Below are 21,030 nucleotides of genomic sequence, written 5' to 3' on the forward strand. Positions count from 1 at the left end.
ATCTCGTAATGTAGTTAGAGCGTACATAGTATGGAATCCAGTCCCTTGACCGTCTTTACCTTGCCTACGACACTAGGGGTATATTTTGACCAACCGACAGAAAGAGGTGGATTATGAAACGGCTTTCCGGGGTATCAGCGCTGGCCCTCTGCGCATTTGTGACCCCAGCCCTCGCGGATGTGACGCCGCAACAGGTCTGGGATGATCTTGAAACCTATTTGCAGAGCTATGGCTATACTGTCTCGGCCACCGAAGTGGTGGATGGTAGCAACCTCACCGTGAATGACGTGGTGATGTCGATGCCAATTCCCGAAATAGATGGCAACGTGGCCTTTTCCATGGGCACATTGGGGCTGACCGATCAGGGCGACGGCACTGTTGCAGTGAGCTTTTCAGAGCAAATGCCGCTCCACGTTACCGGCACCGATGGCGGCGACGAGATCGACGTGACCGTTAACTTTGGCCAGCAAGACATGACCATGATTGTGTCGGGTGAGCCGGACAATCTGACATACGACTATTCCGCAACCAAAATGACGATTGCCCTGGGCAAGATGATGGCCGACGGTCAGGAAATCACCCGTGACATGTTCCGTTTGGACATCGAGGCCGGCCCGCTAAGCGGCAAATCCACGGTTTTGCGCGCCGATGGCATGCAAAGCATTTCGCAGGCGCTGAGCTATGGCAATATCACTTATGACGTTGCCTTTAACGACCCAGACAGCAATGATTCTGGCCTGTTTAACGGTGCCCTCTCGGGTGTGACAGGTGTCGCTGAGACCGTGATCCCCGAAGGTATCGATTTCTCCGACCCAACTGCGATTTTCGAAAGCGGGTTTGGCGTAGACGCGACCATGGCGCATACCGGCGGCCGGATGGAGTTTGCGGTTAGCGAACACGGTGGGACAACCAACGGCAAGACCAGCTCGGCAACCGGCGGCATTACTGTGGCGATGTCGAGTGACAACCTGACATACAAGGTGGATAGTACCGAATTTGCAATCGACCTGTCTGGTCCCGAAATTCCTGTGCCGGTTAGCGCCAAGATGGCCGAAACTGGCTTTACGGTATCCGCCCCCTTGGCTCCCGGCGATGCGCCCCAAGACGCCACGCTTGAAGTTGTTCTGGGTGGGTTTGAAATGGCCGAAATGCTGTGGAACCTGTTCGACCCGGCTGCCAATTTGCCCCGCGACCCTGCAACAATTCGTCTAGCAATGGATGCCAAAGTGTCTCCCTTTGCCAACTTCCTTGATCCGGAAGCCATGGCCAAAATGGAGATGGAAGGCGGTGTTCCGGGTGAGCTGAATTCGGTCGACCTACGCGAATTGGTTGTTGACGTTGTGGGGGGTAAAATTTTGGGCTCTGGGGCCTTCACCTTTGACAACACCGACATGGAAAGCTTTGAGGGCATCCCACGTCCCGAGGGCAAACTGGACCTGACGGTCTCTGGTGCCAACGGTCTGATCGACAAGCTGATCGGTATGGGCCTGATGAGCGACGAAGACGCCATGGGTGCGCGGATGATGATGGGCATGTTCACCGTGCCGGGCGCAGACCCCGACACCGCGACGTCAGTCATCGAAGTCAATGCCGAAGGCCACGTTCTAGCCAATGGTCAGCGCTTGAAATAACGCGTTTTGATGTGAAACAAGGAAGGGCGGGGGGTTCCTCGCCCTTTTTCGTTGGGCACCTTGGTTCCCAAACACGGTTATTTTCGGATGTTTTTTCTGCTCGGCGTCTGAATTTGCTGGCTGGTTTTTTTGACGCCTGCTCGCTATTTGAAAGCAAGGTTTATGCGTGTTTTAAAGCGGTTTCTTTTTGGTTTGACCCTGATCTGTGCCGGAATCTGTGCGGGTCTTTGGATCAACAACACGTCTTTGTTTAGTGCGGGCGGCGAAACCCGGCTGTTGGCGCACCGTGGCATTCATCAAATCTATGCGGGGTCAGATCGCACCAACACAACCTGTCGCGCGCAAAACGTGATCCCGGTCACCCATGGTTATATCGAAAACACGCTGCCCTCGATCCGCGCGGCGATGGAAGCGGGGGCCGAAGTCGTCGAGGTTGACGTTCATCTGACCAGTGATGGCCATTTCGCGCTTTTTCATGACTGGACGTTAGAGTGCCAGACCAATGGCGAAGGCGTGACACACAAGCACAGCTGGGCCGAGCTGCAAAAGCTCGATATTGGCTATAGGTTTACCGCCGATGGCGAGACCTTTCCGTTGCGCGGCAAGGGGTATCATATGCCCAGCCTGGTCGAGGTTCTAGAGGCCGACCTTCCCGGCCAGATTCTGATCAACTTCAAAAGCAACCGCCAAGAAGAGGGGCAGGCTTTGGTCCAACTTCTGCAAGACCCGACTTATCACGCCAAGGTTTGGGGCATCTACGGCGGGTCCAAACCAACACGGGCTGCCTTGGCTGCGCTGCCGGGTATGCATGGCTACGACAAACCGAGCCTCAAGGCCTGTGCCAAAAGCTACCTGCTAACCGGGTGGAGCGGCTATGTCGGTCCGGCGTGCCGGAACCGGATCATTGTTGTCCCGCAAAACTTTGCGCCCTTGGTCTGGGGCTGGCCGCATCGTTTCACTGAGCGGATGAAAAAGGTCGGAACAACTGTCATTCTCCTTGGCCCCTATGACGGGACCGGCTTTTCCAGCGGGATCGAAGACGCAAAGGCCTTGGCACGCGTTCCGGATGGGTTTGACGGTTATGTCTGGACCAATCGGGTCGAAGTGATCGGGCCTTTGATGCAATGACCTTTGGCCCAATGGCGATGCGTTTCTGTGCGCTATGTTATGTGCGGCAAGGCGTCTTCACCCTGCCACAAAAGGCAAAGTCAAAGCTTTTGACGTCGCCATAGATTGACCCAGATTTGGCGTTCGTGAACAAAAGGCAAGGTTTTGTAGTCAAAACGGTGGCCGGAGAAGATATGGTTTTCCTGATGTATCCGGGCTTGGCGATATGCGGCTTGTCCCTTGCCTCGTTGCGCGATGTCCCTTTGCCTTGTACCGGTGATCGGGTGGGCATATGCGTTCGGCGGGTGGGCGGGCGGTGTCGCCGGTTCAACCCGACCCGCTCGCCTTCGACGTCGACCTATGGCCCGATCAAGGAGTCCCTTGAAAACTACCGCCGCAAGGCCGGCAAACCAACGCCCGTTGCCTCAAATCCACCATCGGCGGCAAGTACCTGACCGGTGACAAAGGACGCTTTGTCAGAGGCGAGAAAACAGATGGCCTCGGCGATTTCGCGTTCGCTGCCATATCGATTAAGCGGCAAGGCGTCATGATAGGCGTCGATGATCTCTTGGCTATGAACAGCCATGGCCAGTTTGGTGCGCACGGGGCCGGGGGCGACGCAATTTACCCGAATGCCAAATTCGCCCAATTCGGCGGCGTGTTGTTTGCTCAACTGTATGACCGCCGCCTTAGATGTCCCATAGGCCACCCGCAGGGTCGAAGCACGCAAACCGCTTATTGATGCGATGTTGACGATGGACCCCTGCGTCGCCTTTAGCGCATTCGTGCAGGCCTGCGAACAGAGGAAAACACCGTCTAGGTTGGTCTCCATCACCCGTCGCCAGGTTGCAAAATCGGTGTCCCCCACCGGACCAAACTCCGCCACACCGGCATTGTTGATCAAGGCGTCAATCCGCCCGCCCCAAGCTAGAACATCGCGGGTCATGGCGTCGACGGCCTCGGGGTCGGATACATCTCGCTCAACCGCCAAAACACCGGTGCGAGAACCGGAGGCCAAAGCCAACTCCGGCCCGTCCCGATCCACCATCGCCACGCGCCAGCCCATCTCCAAAAACAAATCCGTCGTGGCAAGCCCGATGCCGCGCGCCGCCCCGGTTACAATCGCTATTTTGTCCGTCATGAGCTTCTCCCTATTTCATCTCGCCAAAAAACTCCGGGGAGTCCCGAGCATGCTCGGGGCGGGGCAGCGCCCCAATCTCCCCTAAAGTCGCATCAAATCGGGCAGATCGCCTGTTAACCCGGCGGCCTCGCGGATGAACCCGCGCCGCACCCCCGGCACGCCGCCGAGAAGGGCCATGCCAAAGTCACGCCCCATACGCAACAGCGCATTGTCGTTTGAGAACAAACGGTTGAATAGGTCCGTCGCCGCCGCAAGCGATGCAGTGTCCCACCGTCGCCAGCTTTGGTAACGCTCAAGAACAAGCACTGACGCAAAATCCTCACCGCGTCGCACCGCATGTGTGATCACATGTGCCAGCGCCGCCACATCACGCAATCCTGCGTTCAACCCTTGGCCCGCAATCGGGTGCATCCCATGCGCGGCGTCGCCAACAAGGGCCATGCGTTCGGCGATAAAGCTATTGGCCAGCGTCAGGTTCAGAGGATAGGTAAACCGTTGCCCCTCCAAAGAAATATCGCCAAGAAAGTCGCCAAACCGCGGGCGCAACACATCTAGGTATTGCTCTTCATTTAGCGCGTTGATCGCGCGGGCCTGCGCGTGTTTTTCGCTCCAAACGATAGAACTGCGATTGCCGGTCAGCGGCAGGATCGCCAGCGGGCCGGGGGGCAAGAACAACTGATGCGCTACTCCTCCATGGGGTTTTTCATGCCCGATGGCACAGACCAGCGCGGTCTGACCATAGTCCCAACCGGTGCGGCGAATGCCAGCCCGCGCACAGGTGCCGCTTTTGCGACCATCGGCACCGATCAACAACCGCCCAGTCAGGGTTTCACCACTGGCAAGGCTGACCTCGGCGTGGCGAACATCACAGGCCTGCGCAATCACCGTTTCGCCCGCGCGATGGGTGACAAGCGGCTCGGCCTCCATCGCGGCCATCAAGGCGCGGCGCAAATAGCGGTCTTCAAGCATATAGCCCATCGGGCCTTCTTCGATTTCGGCACTGTCGAAATGTAGCCCCAAAAACACCGAGGCATCGCCAACGCGCCCATCAGACACCTTGATTTCATTCATCGCCTGCGCGTTGTCCGCCAGATCAGCCCAAATCCCCAACGCCGCCAACATCCGTTTGGAGGACTGCGCCAAGGCATAAGACCGCCCGTCGAAATCAACCTTTTCGCGGGTGTCCGCCGGCAGGGCGTCAATCACAATGCTGCGTAGGCCAGTTTGGGCCGCCGCAAGCGCCAAGGCGGGGCCGTTCAACCCGCCGCCAACAATAATCAGATCGCTATCCATGGGGTGCAATATGCGCCTCTGACCGGGATTGTCCATGCGCAACGCTGCCGCTACCTTGGCGTTGAAACGAACAGAGGTGACGTGATGGATTGGACGATCAAAAGCGCGAGCGACATGGGGCGTGCGATTGGGGCAGGGGAGCTTGACCCGGTTGCCCTGACACAGGCGTTTTTGGACAAGATCGCCGCGCATCCCATGAGTGATCGCATTTACGCCCGCGTCACGCCTGATCGCGCCTTGGCCGAGGCCCGCGCCGCCTCTGAACGTGCCAAGATCGGGCGACGATTGTCGCCGCTGGACGGTGTTCCGGTAAGCTGGAAAGACCTGTTTGATACGGCCGGAACGGCGACCGAAGCCGGTTCCGCTTTGCTCAAAAACCGGGTGCCGGTTGCGGATGCTGAGGTCTTGAATGCCGCGACGGCCATGGGGTTGGTCTGTCTTGGCAAGACCCATATGTCGGAATTGGCCTTTTCCGGTTTGGGCTTGAACCCGATTACCGCCACGTCGCCTTGCGTCAATGATCACGGTGCCGTGGCGGGCGGGTCCTCGTCCGGGGCGGCGACCTCGGTGGCCTTTGGGCTGGCGGCGGCGGCGATTGGCTCGGACACTGGTGGATCAGTGCGCATTCCGTCGGTTTGGAATGATTTGGTTGGGTTGAAAACCACCTCTGGTCGGTTGTCTCTCGCCGGAGTTGTGCCCTTGGCGGCCAAGTTTGATACGGTTGGGCCGCTCTGCCGCACGGTCGAAGACGCAGCGCAGGTCCTTGCCGCTTTGGAAGGGCGCAAAGCCCCGGATTTGCGCGGGGCAACGGGCGTAGAGGGGCGGCGTTTCGCAGCCCTGCAAACCATTGTGCTTGACGATTTGGCCCCCGAAGTCGCGCACTCATACGACGCCGCGCTTGCCAAGTTACGCGATGCCGGGGCCGAGATTGTGCCGCTGGAGGTTCCGGAATTGGTCGCGTCGATGGCGGATGCCGGGGTTCTTTATACAACCGAAGCTTGGGCAACCTGGCGGGATCAGATCACCGCCCAGCCCGATGTCATGTTCGCACCAATCCGCGACCGTTTTGAAGCCGGGCAAGTGGCCAGCGGGGCCGATTACATCGCGGCGTGGCATCGGTTGGACAATTTGCGCGCCATTTGGGCGGATGTGACCGCCGGTTTTGACGCCGTGCTTTGCCCGACGGCCCCCAATCTGCCGCCCAAGATTGATGAGCTGATGGAGTTGGGCGACACCTATGTCACCGCGAACCTGTTGACCCTGCGCAACACGCGCGTTGGCAACCTGACCGGCGGTTGCGGCCTAACCTTGCCAACCGGGGTGCCAAGCTGTGGTTTGTTAATGACGGCCGGGCCGATGCAAGAGGATCGTTTGTTGCGTTTGGGCACCGCCGTGGAAGCGGTGCTGGCCTAAGCCTGCCATCCTTTAAACGCAAACCTGCGACATTCGCGCCACATCCTACGGGGAACAAACGCGGATTCTGGACAGGACCCGCCTCTATTTCGTATCTTACCTGCAAACGGGACGCCAATGATCCCGTAACCTGAGGCAGTATTGATATGTTCCCCGAGCGGTTTTCGAACCTACCGGCTTATGCATTCCCGCGTCTGCGCGCCCTTTTGGACGTGCATGAACCGGGTGGTGACGTGCGCCATATGTCCATCGGTGAACCCAAGCACGCTTTTCCGTCTTGGGTGACGGATATTATCGTTGAAAACGCGGCGGAATTTGGCCGCTACCCGGTCAACGAAGGCACACCGGAATTGCGCGCGGCCATCGCCGATTGGCTCCATCGTCGCTATGGGGTGGCGGTTGATCCTGACACGCAAATCATGGCGCTCAATGGCACGCGCGAAGGGTTGTACAACGCCGGGATGGCGCTTTGCCCGCAAGGCAGCACCGTTTTGATGCCGAACCCGTTTTATCAGGTCTACATGATTTCGGCGATCTCGGCCGAGGCCGAGCCGGTCTTTGTGCCCGCCACGGATGCCAGCGGGCATTTGCCCGATTTCGCCGCCTTGCCGGTGGATCAACTAGACCGCGCCGCGCTGTGCTACATCTGCTCTCCAGCCAACCCACAAGGGGTTATGGCCGATGAGGCCTATTGGCAGGCCTTAATAGACTTGGGCGAAAAGCACGATTTTCAGATTTTGGCGGACGAATGCTATTCCGAGATTTACCGCGACGCGCCACCGCCCGGTGCCTTGCAGGTGGCCCAAGCTATGGGGGCAAGCCCCGAACGGGTGTTGACCTTCCATTCGCTGTCTAAGCGTTCAAACCTGCCCGGGTTGCGGTCTGGTTTTGTGGCCGGTGGTCCCGAAAGCATCAAACGAATGAAACAATTGCGCGCCTATTCCGGTGCGCCCCTGCCGATGCCGCTTCAGCGGGCGGCGGAACGGCTTTGGGCCGACGAGGCGCATGTGGTGGAGAACCGCGCGCTTTATAAGGCAAAGTATGAACTGGCTGATCGCATCTTTGGCAATGTGCCGGGATACATGTCCCCCAAGGCGGGCATGTTCCTTTGGCTTCCTGTTGAGGATGGCGAGGCCGCGACCCTGAAACTCTGGAAGGAAACCGGTGTGCGTGTGCTGCCGGGGGCCTATTTGTCGCGCGATACAGACGCTGGCAATCCGGGGCAGGGATATATCCGGGTGGCGCTTGTCGCCCCCTATAGTGACACCGAAACAGGTCTGACCCTCATCCGGGACTGCCTGTTTGGACAAGAATAAAAAGACGAGGCACGGTATGGCATCTTTTCAGGCACGGGGACGCGACCCATTGTTCGACACCGATACGGCGGCGACGCTGGAACGACGTGGGCGCGAACTGATTGGTCTGGCGCTGATTGTGATGGGGCTGATCGCCGCCGCCGCAATTGGTAGCTATTCCCCCAACGATCCATCTTGGTTTAGCGCTTCGGATGCGCCGATCCAAAACTGGATGGGTCGCCCCGGAGCCTTGTTTGCCGCGCCTCTCTACACAATCTGTGGGCTGGGAAGCTGGGCGATTGCTGTGACGCTTTTGGTGTGGGGGCTGCGGTTTGTCCTGCACCGTGGCGAAAACCGTTTCTTCTGTGCGGTGTTCTCGCCGATCTGGATTGCCATGTGCTCGGTCTATGCTGCGGGTCTGCCCGAGGCGGCCAATTGGGGCCATAGTTTTGGCATGGGCGGATTGTTTGGCGATATGGTCATGGGCTCCATGCTCAACATCTTGCCGTTTTCCGCCGCAGTTGGGTTGAAAATCATGCAACTTCTGCTGGGCGGTGCCATTCTTGCGATGGGGGCCTTCGTGCTTGGCTCCACCCGCGAAGAGCTGCGCCGCATGGCCCGCTTTTTGATTGTGGGTGTTGTTGTCACCTATGCCACATTGATGAAATTTGCCGGTCGTGGGGCCGTTGGTGCGGTTGGTGCCGCACAACGTATGCAAGCTGCGCAGGCCGAACGTCGCGAAGCCCGCAAGGCCGAAGAGGCCGATGCCGTGGCATGGGCCGCCGCCCAAGAGGCCGTTCCGGTTGCGCCCCGTGTTCAGCGCGCTGACATCCCACAGGATGCGTTGGCCGAGGATGACCTCCTTGTTGATGACGGCGAGTATGACGATCACGCATCGGTTGCTGCGCCTGAAAAATCTGGGTTCCTGTCGCGGATGCCGTCTCTAATTCGTCGCGGTGCCGCAGAGCCAATGCCCGAACCCGAAATGGTGTCCAATGTCATGGATCATGACGTCGAAGCGCCAAGCCAAGACCGGATCAAATCCAAGATCGCGGATGCGGTCAAAACCAAACGCCGTGCCAGCCCGGTTGCCGTGCGTCCGCAACATGACCCCAACAAACCATTGACCAAGGGGCGCGGTCATGGTCCTCAACCCTTGATCGTCGACACCGCGCCGCGTGTCGGTGGCTTGCCGCCTGAACCACCGCTCACGGCCGGAGCCGCGGCCGCCTTTGTGCCCGAGGCCCCAATGATGGATGCGGTCGAAGAGATCGCGCCGTCTGTGCCGCCCATGGACGAGGTTTTGGCCAAAGAGCCGCAGGTTGATCACTATGCGGAAATGGGTGATTTTGACGACTACGGTGCCGAAATGCCGGCGTCAATTCCGGCGGCACCGGTTGCCGAAGAGGTAGCTGAATTGGCCCCCGAACCCGCGCCAGCGCCACGCATGGCCCAACCACATATGCCAATTCCTAAGGCCGAGCCGAAAAAGGCCGTTGTGCAACAGCCGGTGCGCAAACCGATTGTGCCGTCCAAACGCGCTCAGGCCGAAGCCCAGCCCAGCCTGAAATTTGACGACAACAAGCCAGATTACGAATTGCCGCCTCTGGGCTTGCTTATGTCGCCGGATCAGATTGAGCGTCACCACTTGAGTGATGAGGCGCTGGAAGAAAACGCCCGCATGCTCGAAGCGGTTCTGGATGACTATGGCGTCAAAGGCGAAATCGTCTCGGTTCGCCCCGGTCCCGTTGTCACTATGTACGAACTTGAACCAGCACCGGGCTTGAAAGCGTCGCGCGTGATTGGCTTGGCCGATGACATCGCCCGCTCGATGTCGGCCCTTTCTGCACGTGTTTCTACTGTGCCGGGTCGCAGCGTCATTGGTATCGAATTGCCGAATGATTTCCGTGAGATGGTGTGCTTCCGTGAAATCCTTGCGGGGCGTGAATTCGGTGATGGCAATCACAAGCTGCCACTGGCGCTTGGCAAAGACATTGGTGGTGATCCGGTTGTTGCCAACCTCGCCAAGATGCCTCACCTTTTGATTGCGGGGACCACCGGGTCGGGTAAATCGGTTGCGATCAACACGATGATCCTGTCGCTTCTTTATAAGCTGACACCGGATGATTGCCGGTTGATCATGATCGACCCCAAGATGCTCGAACTGTCGGTTTATGATGGCATTCCGCACCTGCTTTCCCCGGTTGTGACCGATCCGAAAAAGGCCGTGGTTGCCTTGAAATGGGTCGTCGGCGAAATGGAAGATCGCTATCGCAAGATGTCGAAAATGGGTGTGCGTAACATTGACGGCTACAATGGTCGCGTTGCGGATGCACAGGCCAAGGGCGAGATGTTCTCGCGCACGGTGCAGACCGGTTTTGATGATGAGACGGGCGAACCCGTGTTCGAAACGGACGAATTCGAACCCAAGAAAATGCCCTATATCGTTGTGATCGTCGACGAGATGGCCGACCTGATGATGGTTGCGGGCAAAGAGATCGAAGCCTGCATCCAGCGTTTGGCGCAGATGGCGCGAGCCTCGGGTATTCACCTGATCATGGCGACACAGCGTCCTTCGGTTGACGTGATCACCGGTACGATCAAAGCCAACTTCCCGACTCGGATTTCCTTTCAGGTGACGTCGAAAATCGACAGCCGCACCATTTTGGGTGAAATGGGCGCCGAACAGCTTCTTGGCATGGGGGATATGCTTTATATGGCGGGTGGCGCGAAAATCACCCGCTGTCACGGGCCGTTTGTCTCGGATGAAGAGGTTGAAGAAATCGTCAACCACCTCAAGGCCTTTGGCCCGCCGGAATACGTTTCGGGGGTTGTTGCCGGACCGGATGAAGACAAAGCCAGCAATATCGATGCCGTTCTGGGGTTGAACACCGGTGGCAACACCAATGGTGAAGATGCGCTTTATGATCAGGCAGTTGGCATTGTGATCAAAGATCGCAAATGCTCGACATCCTATATTCAGCGGAAACTGGGTATCGGTTACAACAAAGCCGCGCGTTTGGTTGAGCAGATGGAAGACGAGGGCGTGGTTTCCAGCGCCAACCATGTTGGCAAACGCGAAATTTTGGTGCCTGAGCAGTAACATCACGTCTGAGCACCCAAAAGTTTTGCAAAACTTTTGTAAATTCCGTGCACGGAATTTGGGGCAGTTCCTTGAAGGGGACTGCCACTTTTTATGACGTTCTTCTCGCCTGAAAGGGGCCTCTCCCTGTGCCCTGCCGGATATGCCAGAGTTGCAGTTTTGCGCGGAACTCTCCCCTTGATCGGCGCCCTTCCGCCCCTGATATCCTGTGAAAGGCCGATGCTATCGCATATCCGCATGGATCGTGCGACAAAGCAGATAATACGAGCAGAAGGACCCAACGATGATCCGTATTCTTGTTGCTTCACTGGCGTTTATGATTGCGGCTCTGCCCGCTCAGGCGCAGAAGCTTTCTCTGAACGAAATCTCGCGCTATCTAAACACGATCAAATCTGCCGAAAGCAGTTTCACTCAGATCAACGCAGACGGCACGATTTCTACTGGCAAAATTTTGATAAAACGGCCAGGAAAAGTACGTTTTGACTATAACCCACCGGAACGCGCCTTGGTTTTGGCGTCTGCCGGCGCAGTCTATATCCTTGATCGCAAATTGGGCGGGCAGCCGGAAACCTATCCGCTAAAACGTACACCTCTTTCAATCATTCTTGCGAAAAAGGTGAACCTTGCTCAGGCGGGGATGGTCACGGGACACAGCTATGATGGCACGGCCACCATTGTCACCGCCCAAGACCCGAAACATCCCGAATATGGAAATATCCAGCTGAAATTCACCGGCAACCCGGTTCAATTGCGCCAGTGGGTTATCAATGACGGAAATGGGTCGACCACCACTGTGGTGCTGGGGGGGCTGGCTCAAAAAAGCCTGCCCAACCGACTGTTCTATATCGAACCTGAGATCGCAAAACTGAAATAGCAGGCGAATGGAGGAGTAGCGCGCTTATTAGCGCGCTGCCCGACAATGTTGCAGTTGCGACTTGTAGGTGACGGCGCGTTGCCCAACCTCAGACGACACCCGCAGCAACCATGCTTTGGAATTATAGGTCCCACGGCGATAGCCCCCGCGACCTTCGTGATACGCTAGGTATTGCTTGCGCGCATCCCAAAGCGGAATACCAAGTTGGTTCTTGGTGCCAACCATATACCACCCCATGAAATCAGTGGCATCTTTGATGTTATTGCGTTTGGCACCACGTCGACCTTCGGCCTGAAGGTACTCTTTCCAAGTGCCGTCCAACGCTTGACTATACCCATAAGCCGAGCTTTGCCGCCCCATCGGAATAACACCGAGCTTGTAGCGCAGTGGTGTGCGGGCGTCGGACACAAATTTGCTTTCCTGATAGATGGTGGCCATTTGCACATGCACCGGCACCCCCCATTTGCGCTCGGCGGCGCGGAATGCTCTGTAATAGGTTGGGCGCTGCTTTAGAATTTCACAGGCGTTATCCAGATTGCGCGGTGCCTTGCCCGAACCGCCTCCTCCACAGGAAGCGACGAGTGCCAAAATCACCATTGCGCGAAGCCACTTGCTCATATGCCTCTCGCTCATTGTATTTGTTCTTTTGGCGTAGTTTAGCCGATCCTAGGGCGCGTGAAAATCACAATTCCTAAAAGGGTATGGAATCCCGCCGATTGGACGGGTATCAGGGCAATTCAGTTGCGCTGACGGAAGGCATTCCACACAGTGTTTCCTAAAAGCGGCCCCTAAAGTTGGACAAGCTACTCGCTTTTTCGGTAAAATAGGGGTTAAAGAGGCGGATGATGCAACATAAACGCGCGAAATATCACCTGGGCCAGGTTGTTCGGCACCGCAAACATCCGTTTCGTGGCGTTGTTTTTGACGTGGATCCTGAGTTTTCCAATACCGATGAATGGTATGAGGCTATCCCTGAGGATTCGCGCCCTGCGAAAAAGCAGCCGTTTTATCATTTGCTCGCAGAAAACGATCAAAGCTTTTACGTGGCCTATGTGTCGGAACAAAACCTTGTGGCGGATTATTCCGGTGAGCCGGTTGACCACCCGGATATTCCCGACTTGTTCGGGGCGTTCCACGATGGCAGCTATGAGCTGCACTTTCAGCTGAACTGATCGCTGTGGTGGGGTAAAACCCCACCCTACATCACGGTTTTAAGTTTGGCCAAAAATGCCTCGGCCCCGGTTTGTCCAATCGACCAATCGCACACCAGACGCCCGGCTACGATTGTAGCGTCCGGCCCAGTGTCATCACCCATCAAGTAATAGGTCGCGCCCGCGGCGAATAATGCTTTGTGCTGGCCAAGGGTGAGGTTGAAAAAGATCACATTGGCCGGGGTTTGGGTAATCACCTCAACACCAAGCTCTTGTAAGCCAACATAGAGACGCGCCGCAGTGTCGTTGGCTTGTTGTGCCAAGTCGCGCCAGAGATCATTGGCCAGATAGGCTTTCATCTGGGCGGCCAAAAAGCGGTTCTTGGAAAACAAATGGCCACCGCGCTTGCGACGCAGTTCGAATTCATAGGCGCGTTTGGGATCAAAGATGACCACCGCTTCGACACCCATCAACCCGTTCTTCGTACCGCCAAACACCGCAACGTCGATCCCGAGCTTCCAACTCATCTCGGCCGGGGTACAGTTCAGCTTGGCGCAGGCTTGGGCAAAGCGGGCCCCGTCAAGGTGAACGGGCAGGCCAAATTCCTTGGCCACGTCACACAGCGCGCGCATTTCTTGCAGGGAATAGGTATTCCCGAGCTCTGCCACATTGGTGATCGACACCGCGCCACGTTGCGGTCCATGCACGCCTCGGTTTTCTTCGGCTTTGATTGCGGCGCGCAATTCGTCCGGGGTCATCTGATCGCTGGATCCAACAAGCGTTAGCTTGGCCCCGCCGGTGTAGAACTCGGGGGCGTTGCATTCATCTTCGTGGATGTGGGCGCGGGCCGAACAGAACACCGTGTCAAAGGGCTGACACAGGACCGCCAAAGCCAACGAATTGGCGGCAGTGCCGGTGGCGACAAAGTAAACTGCGGCGTCAGGAGCTTCGAACAACGTGCGAATCTGATCAGACGCGTCGCGGGTTAGGTCATCGTTGCCGTAGCCCAAAGTATAACCTTGGTTGGCGCGGGCGAGGGCCTCCAAAACGGAAGGATGCGCCGGGCCGGAATTGTCAGAGGCAAAAAACATCACACAGGCTCCTCGATGATATGATCTTCCCAGTCCTCATCGGCGATGTCGAACTCGGACACTGTTTGACCCTGCATTGATACGCCTGCCTCGTGTACGCTTTCGGCGCGACCGGTCAACAATGGGTGCCAATCGGGCAGGGCATCGCCATTCCAAACACGCTTGTAGGCGCAGGTCTCGGGCATCCAATACAGGTTCTTTTCGATGTTAGACGGGCGCAGCACGATACATTCGGGCACAAATTGATGCCGAATTTCATATTGGGCACACAGACATGTGGCATCGTCGAGCAAGCGACAGGCCACGCGGGTTAGGGCAACCTCACCTGTGTCCTCGTCTTCCAACTTGTTCAAACAGCACTTGCCACAACCATCACAAAGCGCTTCCCATTCCGCATTGGACATCTGATCCATGCGCTTGTGTTCCCAAAAACGCGTGCCCAGACCGTCGCGGTTGATTTTGTCGCTCATAGCGCGGCCAGAATGGTGCGGGCCTGATCACAATCGGCGTCCATCTGGGTGACCAAGGCGTCCAATCCGTCGAATTTCAGCTCGGGGCGTAGGTAGTCGACCAAAGCTACCGAGAGGGTGGCGCCATAGAGATCGCCAGTAAAATCGAACACAAAGGTTTCGATATTGGGGAATTGCCCGTCAAACATCGGGCGAACCCCAACCGAGGCCGCGCCGTGATAGGTGCCCTTGTGGGGGCCATCCATGACTTCGACCAACACGGCGTAAACGCCAAATTTCGGCGGATGTAGCCCGTCGATTGACATGTTGGCGGTTGGATAGCCAAGCTCGCGGCCGCGTTGTTCGCCGCCGATGACCTCGCCCTCAATGCGGTGCCAATGGCCCAATTGCAGGGCGGCGTCGCGTGGGCGGCCCTCGCTGAGCGCGGTTCTAATCGCAGTGGATGACACCTGAACGCCTCCGGTTTCCAAAAGCTCGGCGATGGTGACGCCAAATCCCATGTCCTGACCAAAGGCTTTGAGGTCTTCAACCGTCCCTTGCCGGCCTTTGCCAAAACAGAAATCAGCCCCGACCACGATATGGGACAAGCCAAGCCCGTCGCAAATGACGTTTTGGGCAAAGTCGCGGGGACTCAAAGAGGCCAACGCCGTGTTGAAGTTCAGCTGAAACAGATGATCAACGCCCAGCTTAGCAAGGCGCGAGGCGCGGGCCTCGGCGCTCATCAAGCGAAAGGGCGGCGCATCGGGCGCAAAGTATTCACGCGGGTGCGGTTCAAAGGTCATAACACCAAGTGGCGCATCGGGGGCCGCCCGTCGCGCAAGGTCAATAACCGCCTGATGGCCAAGATGCACACCGTCAAAATTGCCGATGGCAGCGCTTGCGCCTCGGTCTTTTGGGGTGGTGAACTGATAGTCTCTGATAATCCGCATGTGGGGGGCTTAGCCTTGCTTTTTCTTTTGCGCAAGCGCTGTGCCGATGCGCGCGATACCTTCTTCGATACGCTCCGTTGGGATCGAGCTATAGCCGAGCCGGTAATAGTTATGTGGCCGATTTGGCCCGGCGAAAAACGCCTCGCCCGGTTCGATCAACACCCCTTGTTCGCGAAGCCGTTCGGCAAATTTTCGGGTGTCGCAATTCTCGGGGGCCTGCATCCATAGGGCAGAGCCGCCATGTGCACCTTTGCCCGCAATCTCAAGCCCATGGGCCGTGATCGCCGTTTCCATAGCCTGACGGCGTTCGGTCAGGGTCAAACCAATGCGGCGGACAAGCGCATCGTAATGCCCAAGGGAAAGGAAATAGGCCGCGGTGCGTTGGATATGGCCGGGCGGGTGACGCAACACGCTGGCGCGTAGGGCGCGGGCCTCGCGGATAAACTCAGCGGAACCAACCATGTAGCCAAGCCGCAACCCCGGAAACAGCGATTTGGAAAAACTCCCGACATAGACCACCCGCCCATCCTCATCGAGACTTTTGAGTGCAGGGCTAGGGGGCGCGAGAAAGGACATTTCGAATTCGTAGTCATCCTCGACGATGATCGCATCGATTTCAGCGGCGCGTTTAAGCAAGGCATCGCGCCGATCACGCGGCAAGGTGGATGACGTCGGGCATTGGTGGCTTGGCGTCGTGAAAATCACCCGGCTGTCGTTGGGAATTGCGTCGGGCGGGAGCCCTTTATCATCCACGGAAACAGGGGTGATTTTGGCACCGCTTTGCCGGAGCAAGCTGCGCAACTCGGGGTAACACGGGTCTTCGATCGCAACCTTGCGCCCATCCGAGGCCAGTAGTTGCGCCGCCAGCCAAAGCGCATTTTGCGCGCCAAGTGTGATCAGGATCTCATCAGGCCCGGCGATGATTCCCCGGCGCGGGAGGCTATGACGGGCAATAAAGGTGACAAGTTCCGGATCATCTAGGTCAAACTGATCTTGGGTCAGCGACACAAAATCCTTGGCCCCAAGCGCCTGCATCGCGCAAAGCCGCCAATTGGCGTGATCAAAAAGTTTTTGATCGGTTTGGCCATAGATAAACGGGAATCGATAGCGCGCCCAGTCGCTTGGCCGGGCAAGGCCCAAGGGGCGGTCCGATGCAAACCGCCGGGCAAGGGCGCTGTCCCAATCGACCTTGTCCTCAACTTGGGTCAGGGGGCCGAAATCTGGTGGTTCGGGGGCGTTTTCACTGACGAAATAGCCGGAACGACCGCGTGAAATCAGGTAGTCATTGGCCAATAATTCCGTATAGGCCAAGGTCACCGTGATCCGGCTAACGCCAAGATGCTTGGCCAATTGGCGCGTCGAGGGGAGCTTTTCTCCACGCCGAAACCGCCCGGACAAAATCCCCTCGGCGACCATCTGTTGGATGCGCGCCTGAAGGGTGCCTTGGGTGTTTTGCGACAGAAAGAATGTTTCGACAGGAATAGCCATTTGATCAAGATAAGCTGGCTTTAAACCGGCTGCAATCTGGATATACGTTTAGGCGTTCGGTTTTACCCGGTCGCCAAAAATCGCCGAGCCGACGCGAATATGGGTGGCCCCAAAGGCAATCGCCTGTTCGAAATCGGCACTCATTCCCATCGACAATCCGGCTAAGCCATTGCGTTCGGCAATTTTGCGCAGCAACGAGAAGTGCAGGCTTGGGGTTTCCTCAACAGGGGGGATGCACATCAACCCTTTGATTGGAAGGTCGAGTGCGCGCGCTTCGGCGATAAAACCATCGGCATCGGCCGGGAGAATGCCGGCCTTTTGCGGCTCTTCACCGGTGTTGACCTGAATAAACAGATCGGGGCAATGGCCAAGCTCTTGGGCAAGGCGGGCGATTCCATTGGCCAGCTTGGGGCGATCAACCGAATGGATTGCGTCGAACAACTCCATGGCTTGCCGGGATTTGTTGGATTGTAGCGGCCCAATGAGGTGAACCGAGACATTTGGAAAACGCGATTTGAAATCCGGCCACTTGTCGGCGGCCTCTTGAACGCGGTTTTCGCCGAATAGGGTGTGGCCTTGCTCCAAAATCGCTTCGACGCGGTCAAGGGGTTGGACTTTGCTGACCGCGATAAGCTCAACCTCAGTGGGGACGCGCCCGGCCTCTAGGCAGGCGTTGGCGATCCGGTCGCGAATATCCATCAATCCCATGTCAGCTCTCCGTGCTCAGCTTGATTTGACACATCAGCTAAATGGCTTTGCCCCAAAAGAAAAGAGCGGGCCGAAGCCCGCTCTCTCTTAGTCTAAATCAAGCAGTCCTTAGAAGGACATTGCCAGACCCAAGGACCAGCTGTTTGCATCTTCGCTGATGTCGTTGGCAGAGCCAGCAGGATCGTAGTCGATTTCTGCGTAGCCGTAACCGAACTGAGCCTGCAGACCGCCACCGAGATCGTAGTCAACTGCCAGGCCGTAACCTTTGGTCGACAGGTCAGCGTCGCCGCCACGGTTGTCGAATTTACCCATGTTAACACCGATGGTCAGTGCGTTCATGGTGTAACCGAATGCGATACCAACGTGCTGCTGGTCGTCGTCGGTGCCGAAGTCATGCTCGGAGTAGTTCAGGATCGCTTGGATGCCGTTGTTGAAGGTTGTATCAACCGACACACCCCAAACAGTTTGGTCACCATCGTCGGCGGAACCGTTCAGGTCACCAGTTTGGTAACCCAGGCCAAAGCCCAGTGCCAGACCGGCTAGGTCGGCAGAGTAACGTACACCCAGACCCCAGATAGGATCGCCGCCATCTTCTGTGTCGTCCAGTTCAACCGACAGGTAGCCGGTGAAGGAAGAAGCAGAGTACTGAACTTGAGCGATCTGACCGTCGTAGGAACCGTCGAGGCCGGAGTTGCCAGAGTAACCACCGAAGGAGAATTCACGCTCGGATGCGAGACCTTCGTCAGCGATGATGGACGCGCCCTGCTCGTGATCGTCTGCGATCGCGGAGCCGATGATGGCTTCTGACATTGCTGCGTCAAAACCACCGTCTACGTCACCCATGGTCAGTTTAACTGGACCGTATGCAACGAAGATTGTTTCGCCGCCTTGAGTGGTGTTGCCGAATGCGTCGCCGTCGTTGGACTCGTCCAGGTCAACAGATGCACCGAATGTCAGGCCATTGTCGGCTTCGCCGGTCATGGTGAATGTGACGTCGATGTCTGTGTGGAACTGAGTTTCGATCTCGGAGCCACCGATGACACCCATTTCAGCGGAGCCAGACAGCGCGATTTCTGCCGACGCAACGCCAGCGGTTGCAACCAGTGCAGTGGTAGCAAGCAAGATATGTTTCATTGTTTCCCTCATGTGTTCTAAAGGCACTACCAGGCCGAAAGTCCGGCCCTGATGCGTGATCTATGCGCTTGCTGACCCCTGCATTGCAACCCGTCTGAAAATGAGAACGGCCAACAGACAATTCAGTGATGCGCAATTGTCACAAGGTTTTCCGCCCATCCCGGTTTTTCACTGTCTCTTGCGCAACTTCCTGCCGATGGCACCGTCAAAACGGCTTGTTACAATGACGACTTGCCGCTTTGGCGCGCCCCTAGTATTGAAAGGGAAACATCCTTGGTGGGAGAAAAGGCGGATGAGCATGTCGCGAATCTTTTTAGGTATCGGTCTAGCAGTGGCTTTGCTTGTTCAATCAGGCTGTGGATCGTCTGCCAACCGCGCCCCGGTGGACACGCCTCCGGCAGATGAGCTTATGGATGAGATCCTTTATGCCGATAAAACCAAGCCGCGTGGCACGGTGTGGGATATCTTTAGGTCTCGTAAGGATCAGGGCCAGATTGGCGCGGTGAACAAGTATATTTGGAATGCTTCGCTTGATACGTTGGACTTCTTGCCAATCCAGACCGTTGATCCCTTTACAGGTGTCATTGTTACGGGCTTTGGAACGCCGCCTGGTGGCGGACGCGCTTATCGCGCCACGATCCATGTAAATGATCCGGCTTTGGATGCGCGGTCATTGAACGTGGCGTTGATGACCAAGTCGGGACCGGCAAGTGCCGCAACGGTTCGCGCCATTGAAGATGCGATCTTGACGCGGGCCCGGCAGTTGCGGGCGCAAGACAGCCGTCTGTAACAACGCATCTGTCCGTTTGACTAAACAAAACCTCGACGTGCTTACGCAGGTCGAGGTTTTTCTATTTTGGCGATGCTACAACGGTTAATCGAGCACGGGGCGCGGATCGAGTTTGGACAAGCGATCAACCCAATCCAAGTGCTGGGGCAAGCAGATGCTACGCAAATCGTATTTTTCGCGGATGAATTGACGGGCGGTGTCCCCCATGCGGGCGCGCGTTTCAGGGTCATCCAAAAGCGCGCAGAGCCGTTCAACCAGTGCATCCTTGTCAAAGAAGTCGGTCAACCATCCGTTTTCGCCCTCGGTCATGACTTCGCGCACCGGGGCGGTGTTGCTCGCTAGAATCGCACAGCCTGCGCTCATGGATTCGAGCAGCGACCAGGACAGAACAAAGGGATAGGTTAGATAGACATGGGCGCGGCTCACCTGAATCATCGACAAATAGGTGTCATACGGAACGCGCCCCATGAAATGCACCCGGTTCCAATGGGGTGTAGGAATGCGGCCGCGCACCTCGTCGATGAAAATCTGTTTCCAAGTCTGCCCTTTGGGGGCCTTGGCTCCATAAGACACCTCGTCCCCGCCAAGCAAAACAACATGGGCATTGGGCCGCTTTTTCAGGATCTCGGGCAAAGCGCGCATAAAGATGTGATAGCCGCGATAGGGTTCGAGGTTGCGGTTGATAAAGGTGATCACCTCATCATCCCGTGTCAGGGTCAAATCATCAGACACCTTTAAGGCAGCGTCGGCATTGGGACAGACGAGATCGGTATCAACCCCGTCATGGGCAACGGTTATCCGGTCGCGCCACCGCTCAGGGAAAGTATCGGCCTGAAACTGCGTCGGGCTAAGGCCGGCATCCATGATTTCCTCATGAAGGCGGTTGTTCATGTTCTTCATCCGAATCCGCAGCTTGTCGGCTTCGGGGCTTTTGGACGGAAATTCCGGATCGTAGTTCAGGAAATCCCCACCGGTCAGATGGTAAAGCTCGCAATAAAGACCAAGGCGCGCGTTGGGCCAGACATCTTTAAGGAACATCGGTTCGCCCCATCCGTGGTGGGCACAAATAACATCCGGCTCAAACCCTTGATTCTTGAGGGACATGGCCCCGCGATAGCAGGACGTCGCGCGCAAAAGCTTGGTCTCAAAATCCGACAGCCACGGGTGAATGTTGGGTGTCGAGCCACCTTTGACCTCGTAGGGGACAATTTGAACACCCTGCCATTGGGTGGGCTGTTTCACCTTACAGGTCAACGCAACAACTTGATGCCCTTGTTTCACGAGGGCAGGGGCCAAGTGTTTATATTGGCCGGGGAAATTCTGGTGGATCAGAAGAATTTTCATCCGTATCGCCTCAAATGCTCTTTTTCGGTGTTTTGCCATGTGTGGCTGCCCGCGCCAATGGTTTGCAC

General features: G+C 57.0%; 18 protein-coding genes. 8 read left to right on the plus strand and 10 right to left on the minus strand.

From position 1 onward, the window contains the following. Nucleotides 1-113: 113 nt before the first annotated feature. Both AC5EFR_RS14170 and AC5EFR_RS14175 read left to right on the plus strand, forming a co-directional pair. A complete protein-coding gene (locus AC5EFR_RS14170) occupies nt 114-1,631 on the plus strand; it encodes a DUF2125 domain-containing protein (protein ID WP_493576436.1) in 1,518 nt (505 codons plus the stop codon). A gap of 162 nt (nt 1,632-1,793) precedes the next feature. Further along, nucleotides 1,794-2,759, plus strand: coding sequence for a glycerophosphodiester phosphodiesterase family protein (locus AC5EFR_RS14175; protein WP_493576437.1), 966 nt, complete (start codon nt 1,794-1,796; stop codon nt 2,757-2,759). A 367-nt stretch (nt 2,760-3,126) separates the two neighbouring features. Here AC5EFR_RS14175 and AC5EFR_RS14180 read toward each other — a convergent pair whose 3' ends face one another. Together AC5EFR_RS14180 and AC5EFR_RS14185 are read right to left on the minus strand one after the other, a co-directional pair. After that, nucleotides 3,127-3,879 (minus strand): SDR family NAD(P)-dependent oxidoreductase, encoded by a 753-nt coding sequence (locus AC5EFR_RS14180; protein WP_493576438.1) that lies wholly within the window; start codon nt 3,877-3,879, stop codon nt 3,127-3,129. Nucleotides 3,880-3,960: 81 nt separating this feature from the next. After that, entirely contained in the window at nt 3,961-5,208 is a 1,248-nt protein-coding gene (locus AC5EFR_RS14185) for a UbiH/UbiF/VisC/COQ6 family ubiquinone biosynthesis hydroxylase (protein ID WP_493576439.1), read from the minus strand. A 45-nt stretch (nt 5,209-5,253) separates the two neighbouring features. Between AC5EFR_RS14185 and AC5EFR_RS14190 the strand changes: the two genes are divergently transcribed. The 4 genes from AC5EFR_RS14190 to AC5EFR_RS14205 all read left to right on the plus strand — a co-directional run bounded on the left by AC5EFR_RS14190 (nt 5,254) and on the right by AC5EFR_RS14205 (nt 11,857). Then, a complete protein-coding gene (locus AC5EFR_RS14190; protein WP_493576440.1) occupies nt 5,254-6,585 on the plus strand; it encodes an amidase in 1,332 nt (443 codons plus the stop codon). A 146-nt stretch (nt 6,586-6,731) separates the two neighbouring features. Further along, entirely contained in the window at nt 6,732-7,901 is a 1,170-nt protein-coding gene (locus AC5EFR_RS14195; protein WP_493576441.1) for an aminotransferase class I/II-fold pyridoxal phosphate-dependent enzyme, read from the plus strand. A 16-nt stretch (nt 7,902-7,917) separates the two neighbouring features. Beyond that, a complete protein-coding gene (locus tag AC5EFR_RS14200; protein ID WP_493576442.1) occupies nt 7,918-10,983 on the plus strand; it encodes a DNA translocase FtsK in 3,066 nt (1,021 codons plus the stop codon). A gap of 283 nt (nt 10,984-11,266) precedes the next feature. Next, the gene (locus AC5EFR_RS14205) at nt 11,267-11,857 is read left to right on the plus strand and encodes a LolA family protein (protein WP_493576443.1); all 591 of its coding nucleotides are present in this window, start codon (nt 11,267-11,269) and stop codon (nt 11,855-11,857) included. 27 nt (nt 11,858-11,884) lie between these two features. On the opposite strand, the gene AC5EFR_RS14210 is transcribed toward AC5EFR_RS14205, so the two are convergent. Then, nucleotides 11,885-12,475 (minus strand): transglycosylase SLT domain-containing protein, encoded by a 591-nt coding sequence (locus AC5EFR_RS14210; protein ID WP_493576444.1) that lies wholly within the window; start codon nt 12,473-12,475, stop codon nt 11,885-11,887. A 227-nt stretch (nt 12,476-12,702) separates the two neighbouring features. On the opposite strand from AC5EFR_RS14210, the gene hspQ reads away from it, so the two are divergent. Then, complete coding sequence (gene hspQ, locus AC5EFR_RS14215) at nt 12,703-13,029, plus strand: heat shock protein HspQ (protein WP_299922540.1); 327 nt, start codon at nt 12,703-12,705, stop codon at nt 13,027-13,029. 26 nt (nt 13,030-13,055) lie between these two features. On the opposite strand, the gene AC5EFR_RS14220 is transcribed toward hspQ, so the two are convergent. From AC5EFR_RS14220 to AC5EFR_RS14245, 6 genes are all read right to left on the minus strand, one after another. Continuing rightward, complete coding sequence (locus AC5EFR_RS14220) at nt 13,056-14,099, minus strand: threonine aldolase family protein (protein WP_493576445.1); 1,044 nt, start codon at nt 14,097-14,099, stop codon at nt 13,056-13,058. Then, a complete protein-coding gene (locus tag AC5EFR_RS14225) occupies nt 14,099-14,569 on the minus strand; it encodes a YcgN family cysteine cluster protein (RefSeq protein ID WP_493576446.1) in 471 nt (156 codons plus the stop codon). Before AC5EFR_RS14225 ends, AC5EFR_RS14220 begins: the two co-directional genes overlap by 1 nt. Then, complete coding sequence (locus AC5EFR_RS14230) at nt 14,566-15,498, minus strand: bifunctional riboflavin kinase/FAD synthetase (RefSeq protein WP_493576447.1); 933 nt, start codon at nt 15,496-15,498, stop codon at nt 14,566-14,568. Before AC5EFR_RS14230 ends, AC5EFR_RS14225 begins: the two co-directional genes overlap by 4 nt. Before the next feature lie 9 nt (nt 15,499-15,507). After that, nucleotides 15,508-16,986, minus strand: coding sequence for a MocR-like pyridoxine biosynthesis transcription factor PdxR (gene pdxR, locus AC5EFR_RS14235; RefSeq protein WP_493576448.1), 1,479 nt, complete (start codon nt 16,984-16,986; stop codon nt 15,508-15,510). 48 nt (nt 16,987-17,034) lie between these two features. Then, nucleotides 17,035-17,694, minus strand: a complete 660-nt coding sequence (locus tag AC5EFR_RS14240; protein ID WP_493576449.1) for a YggS family pyridoxal phosphate-dependent enzyme — start codon at nt 17,692-17,694, stop codon at nt 17,035-17,037. Nucleotides 17,695-17,802: 108 nt separating this feature from the next. After that, nucleotides 17,803-18,828: a porin gene (locus tag AC5EFR_RS14245; RefSeq protein WP_493576450.1), complete on the minus strand. Its 1,026-nt coding sequence runs from the start codon at nt 18,826-18,828 to the stop codon at nt 17,803-17,805. Between the two features lie 298 nt (nt 18,829-19,126). Here AC5EFR_RS14245 and AC5EFR_RS14250 point away from each other — a divergent pair, with 298 nt between their 5' ends. After that, nucleotides 19,127-19,618, plus strand: coding sequence for a DUF3576 domain-containing protein (locus AC5EFR_RS14250; protein ID WP_493576451.1), 492 nt, complete (start codon nt 19,127-19,129; stop codon nt 19,616-19,618). A gap of 84 nt (nt 19,619-19,702) precedes the next feature. On the opposite strand, the gene AC5EFR_RS14255 is transcribed toward AC5EFR_RS14250, so the two are convergent. Next, nucleotides 19,703-20,962, minus strand: a complete 1,260-nt coding sequence (locus AC5EFR_RS14255; RefSeq protein ID WP_493576452.1) for a glycosyltransferase family 4 protein — start codon at nt 20,960-20,962, stop codon at nt 19,703-19,705. Nucleotides 20,963-21,030 lie beyond the last annotated feature (68 nt).

The sequence above is a fragment of the Pelagimonas sp. genome, assembly GCF_058892305.1.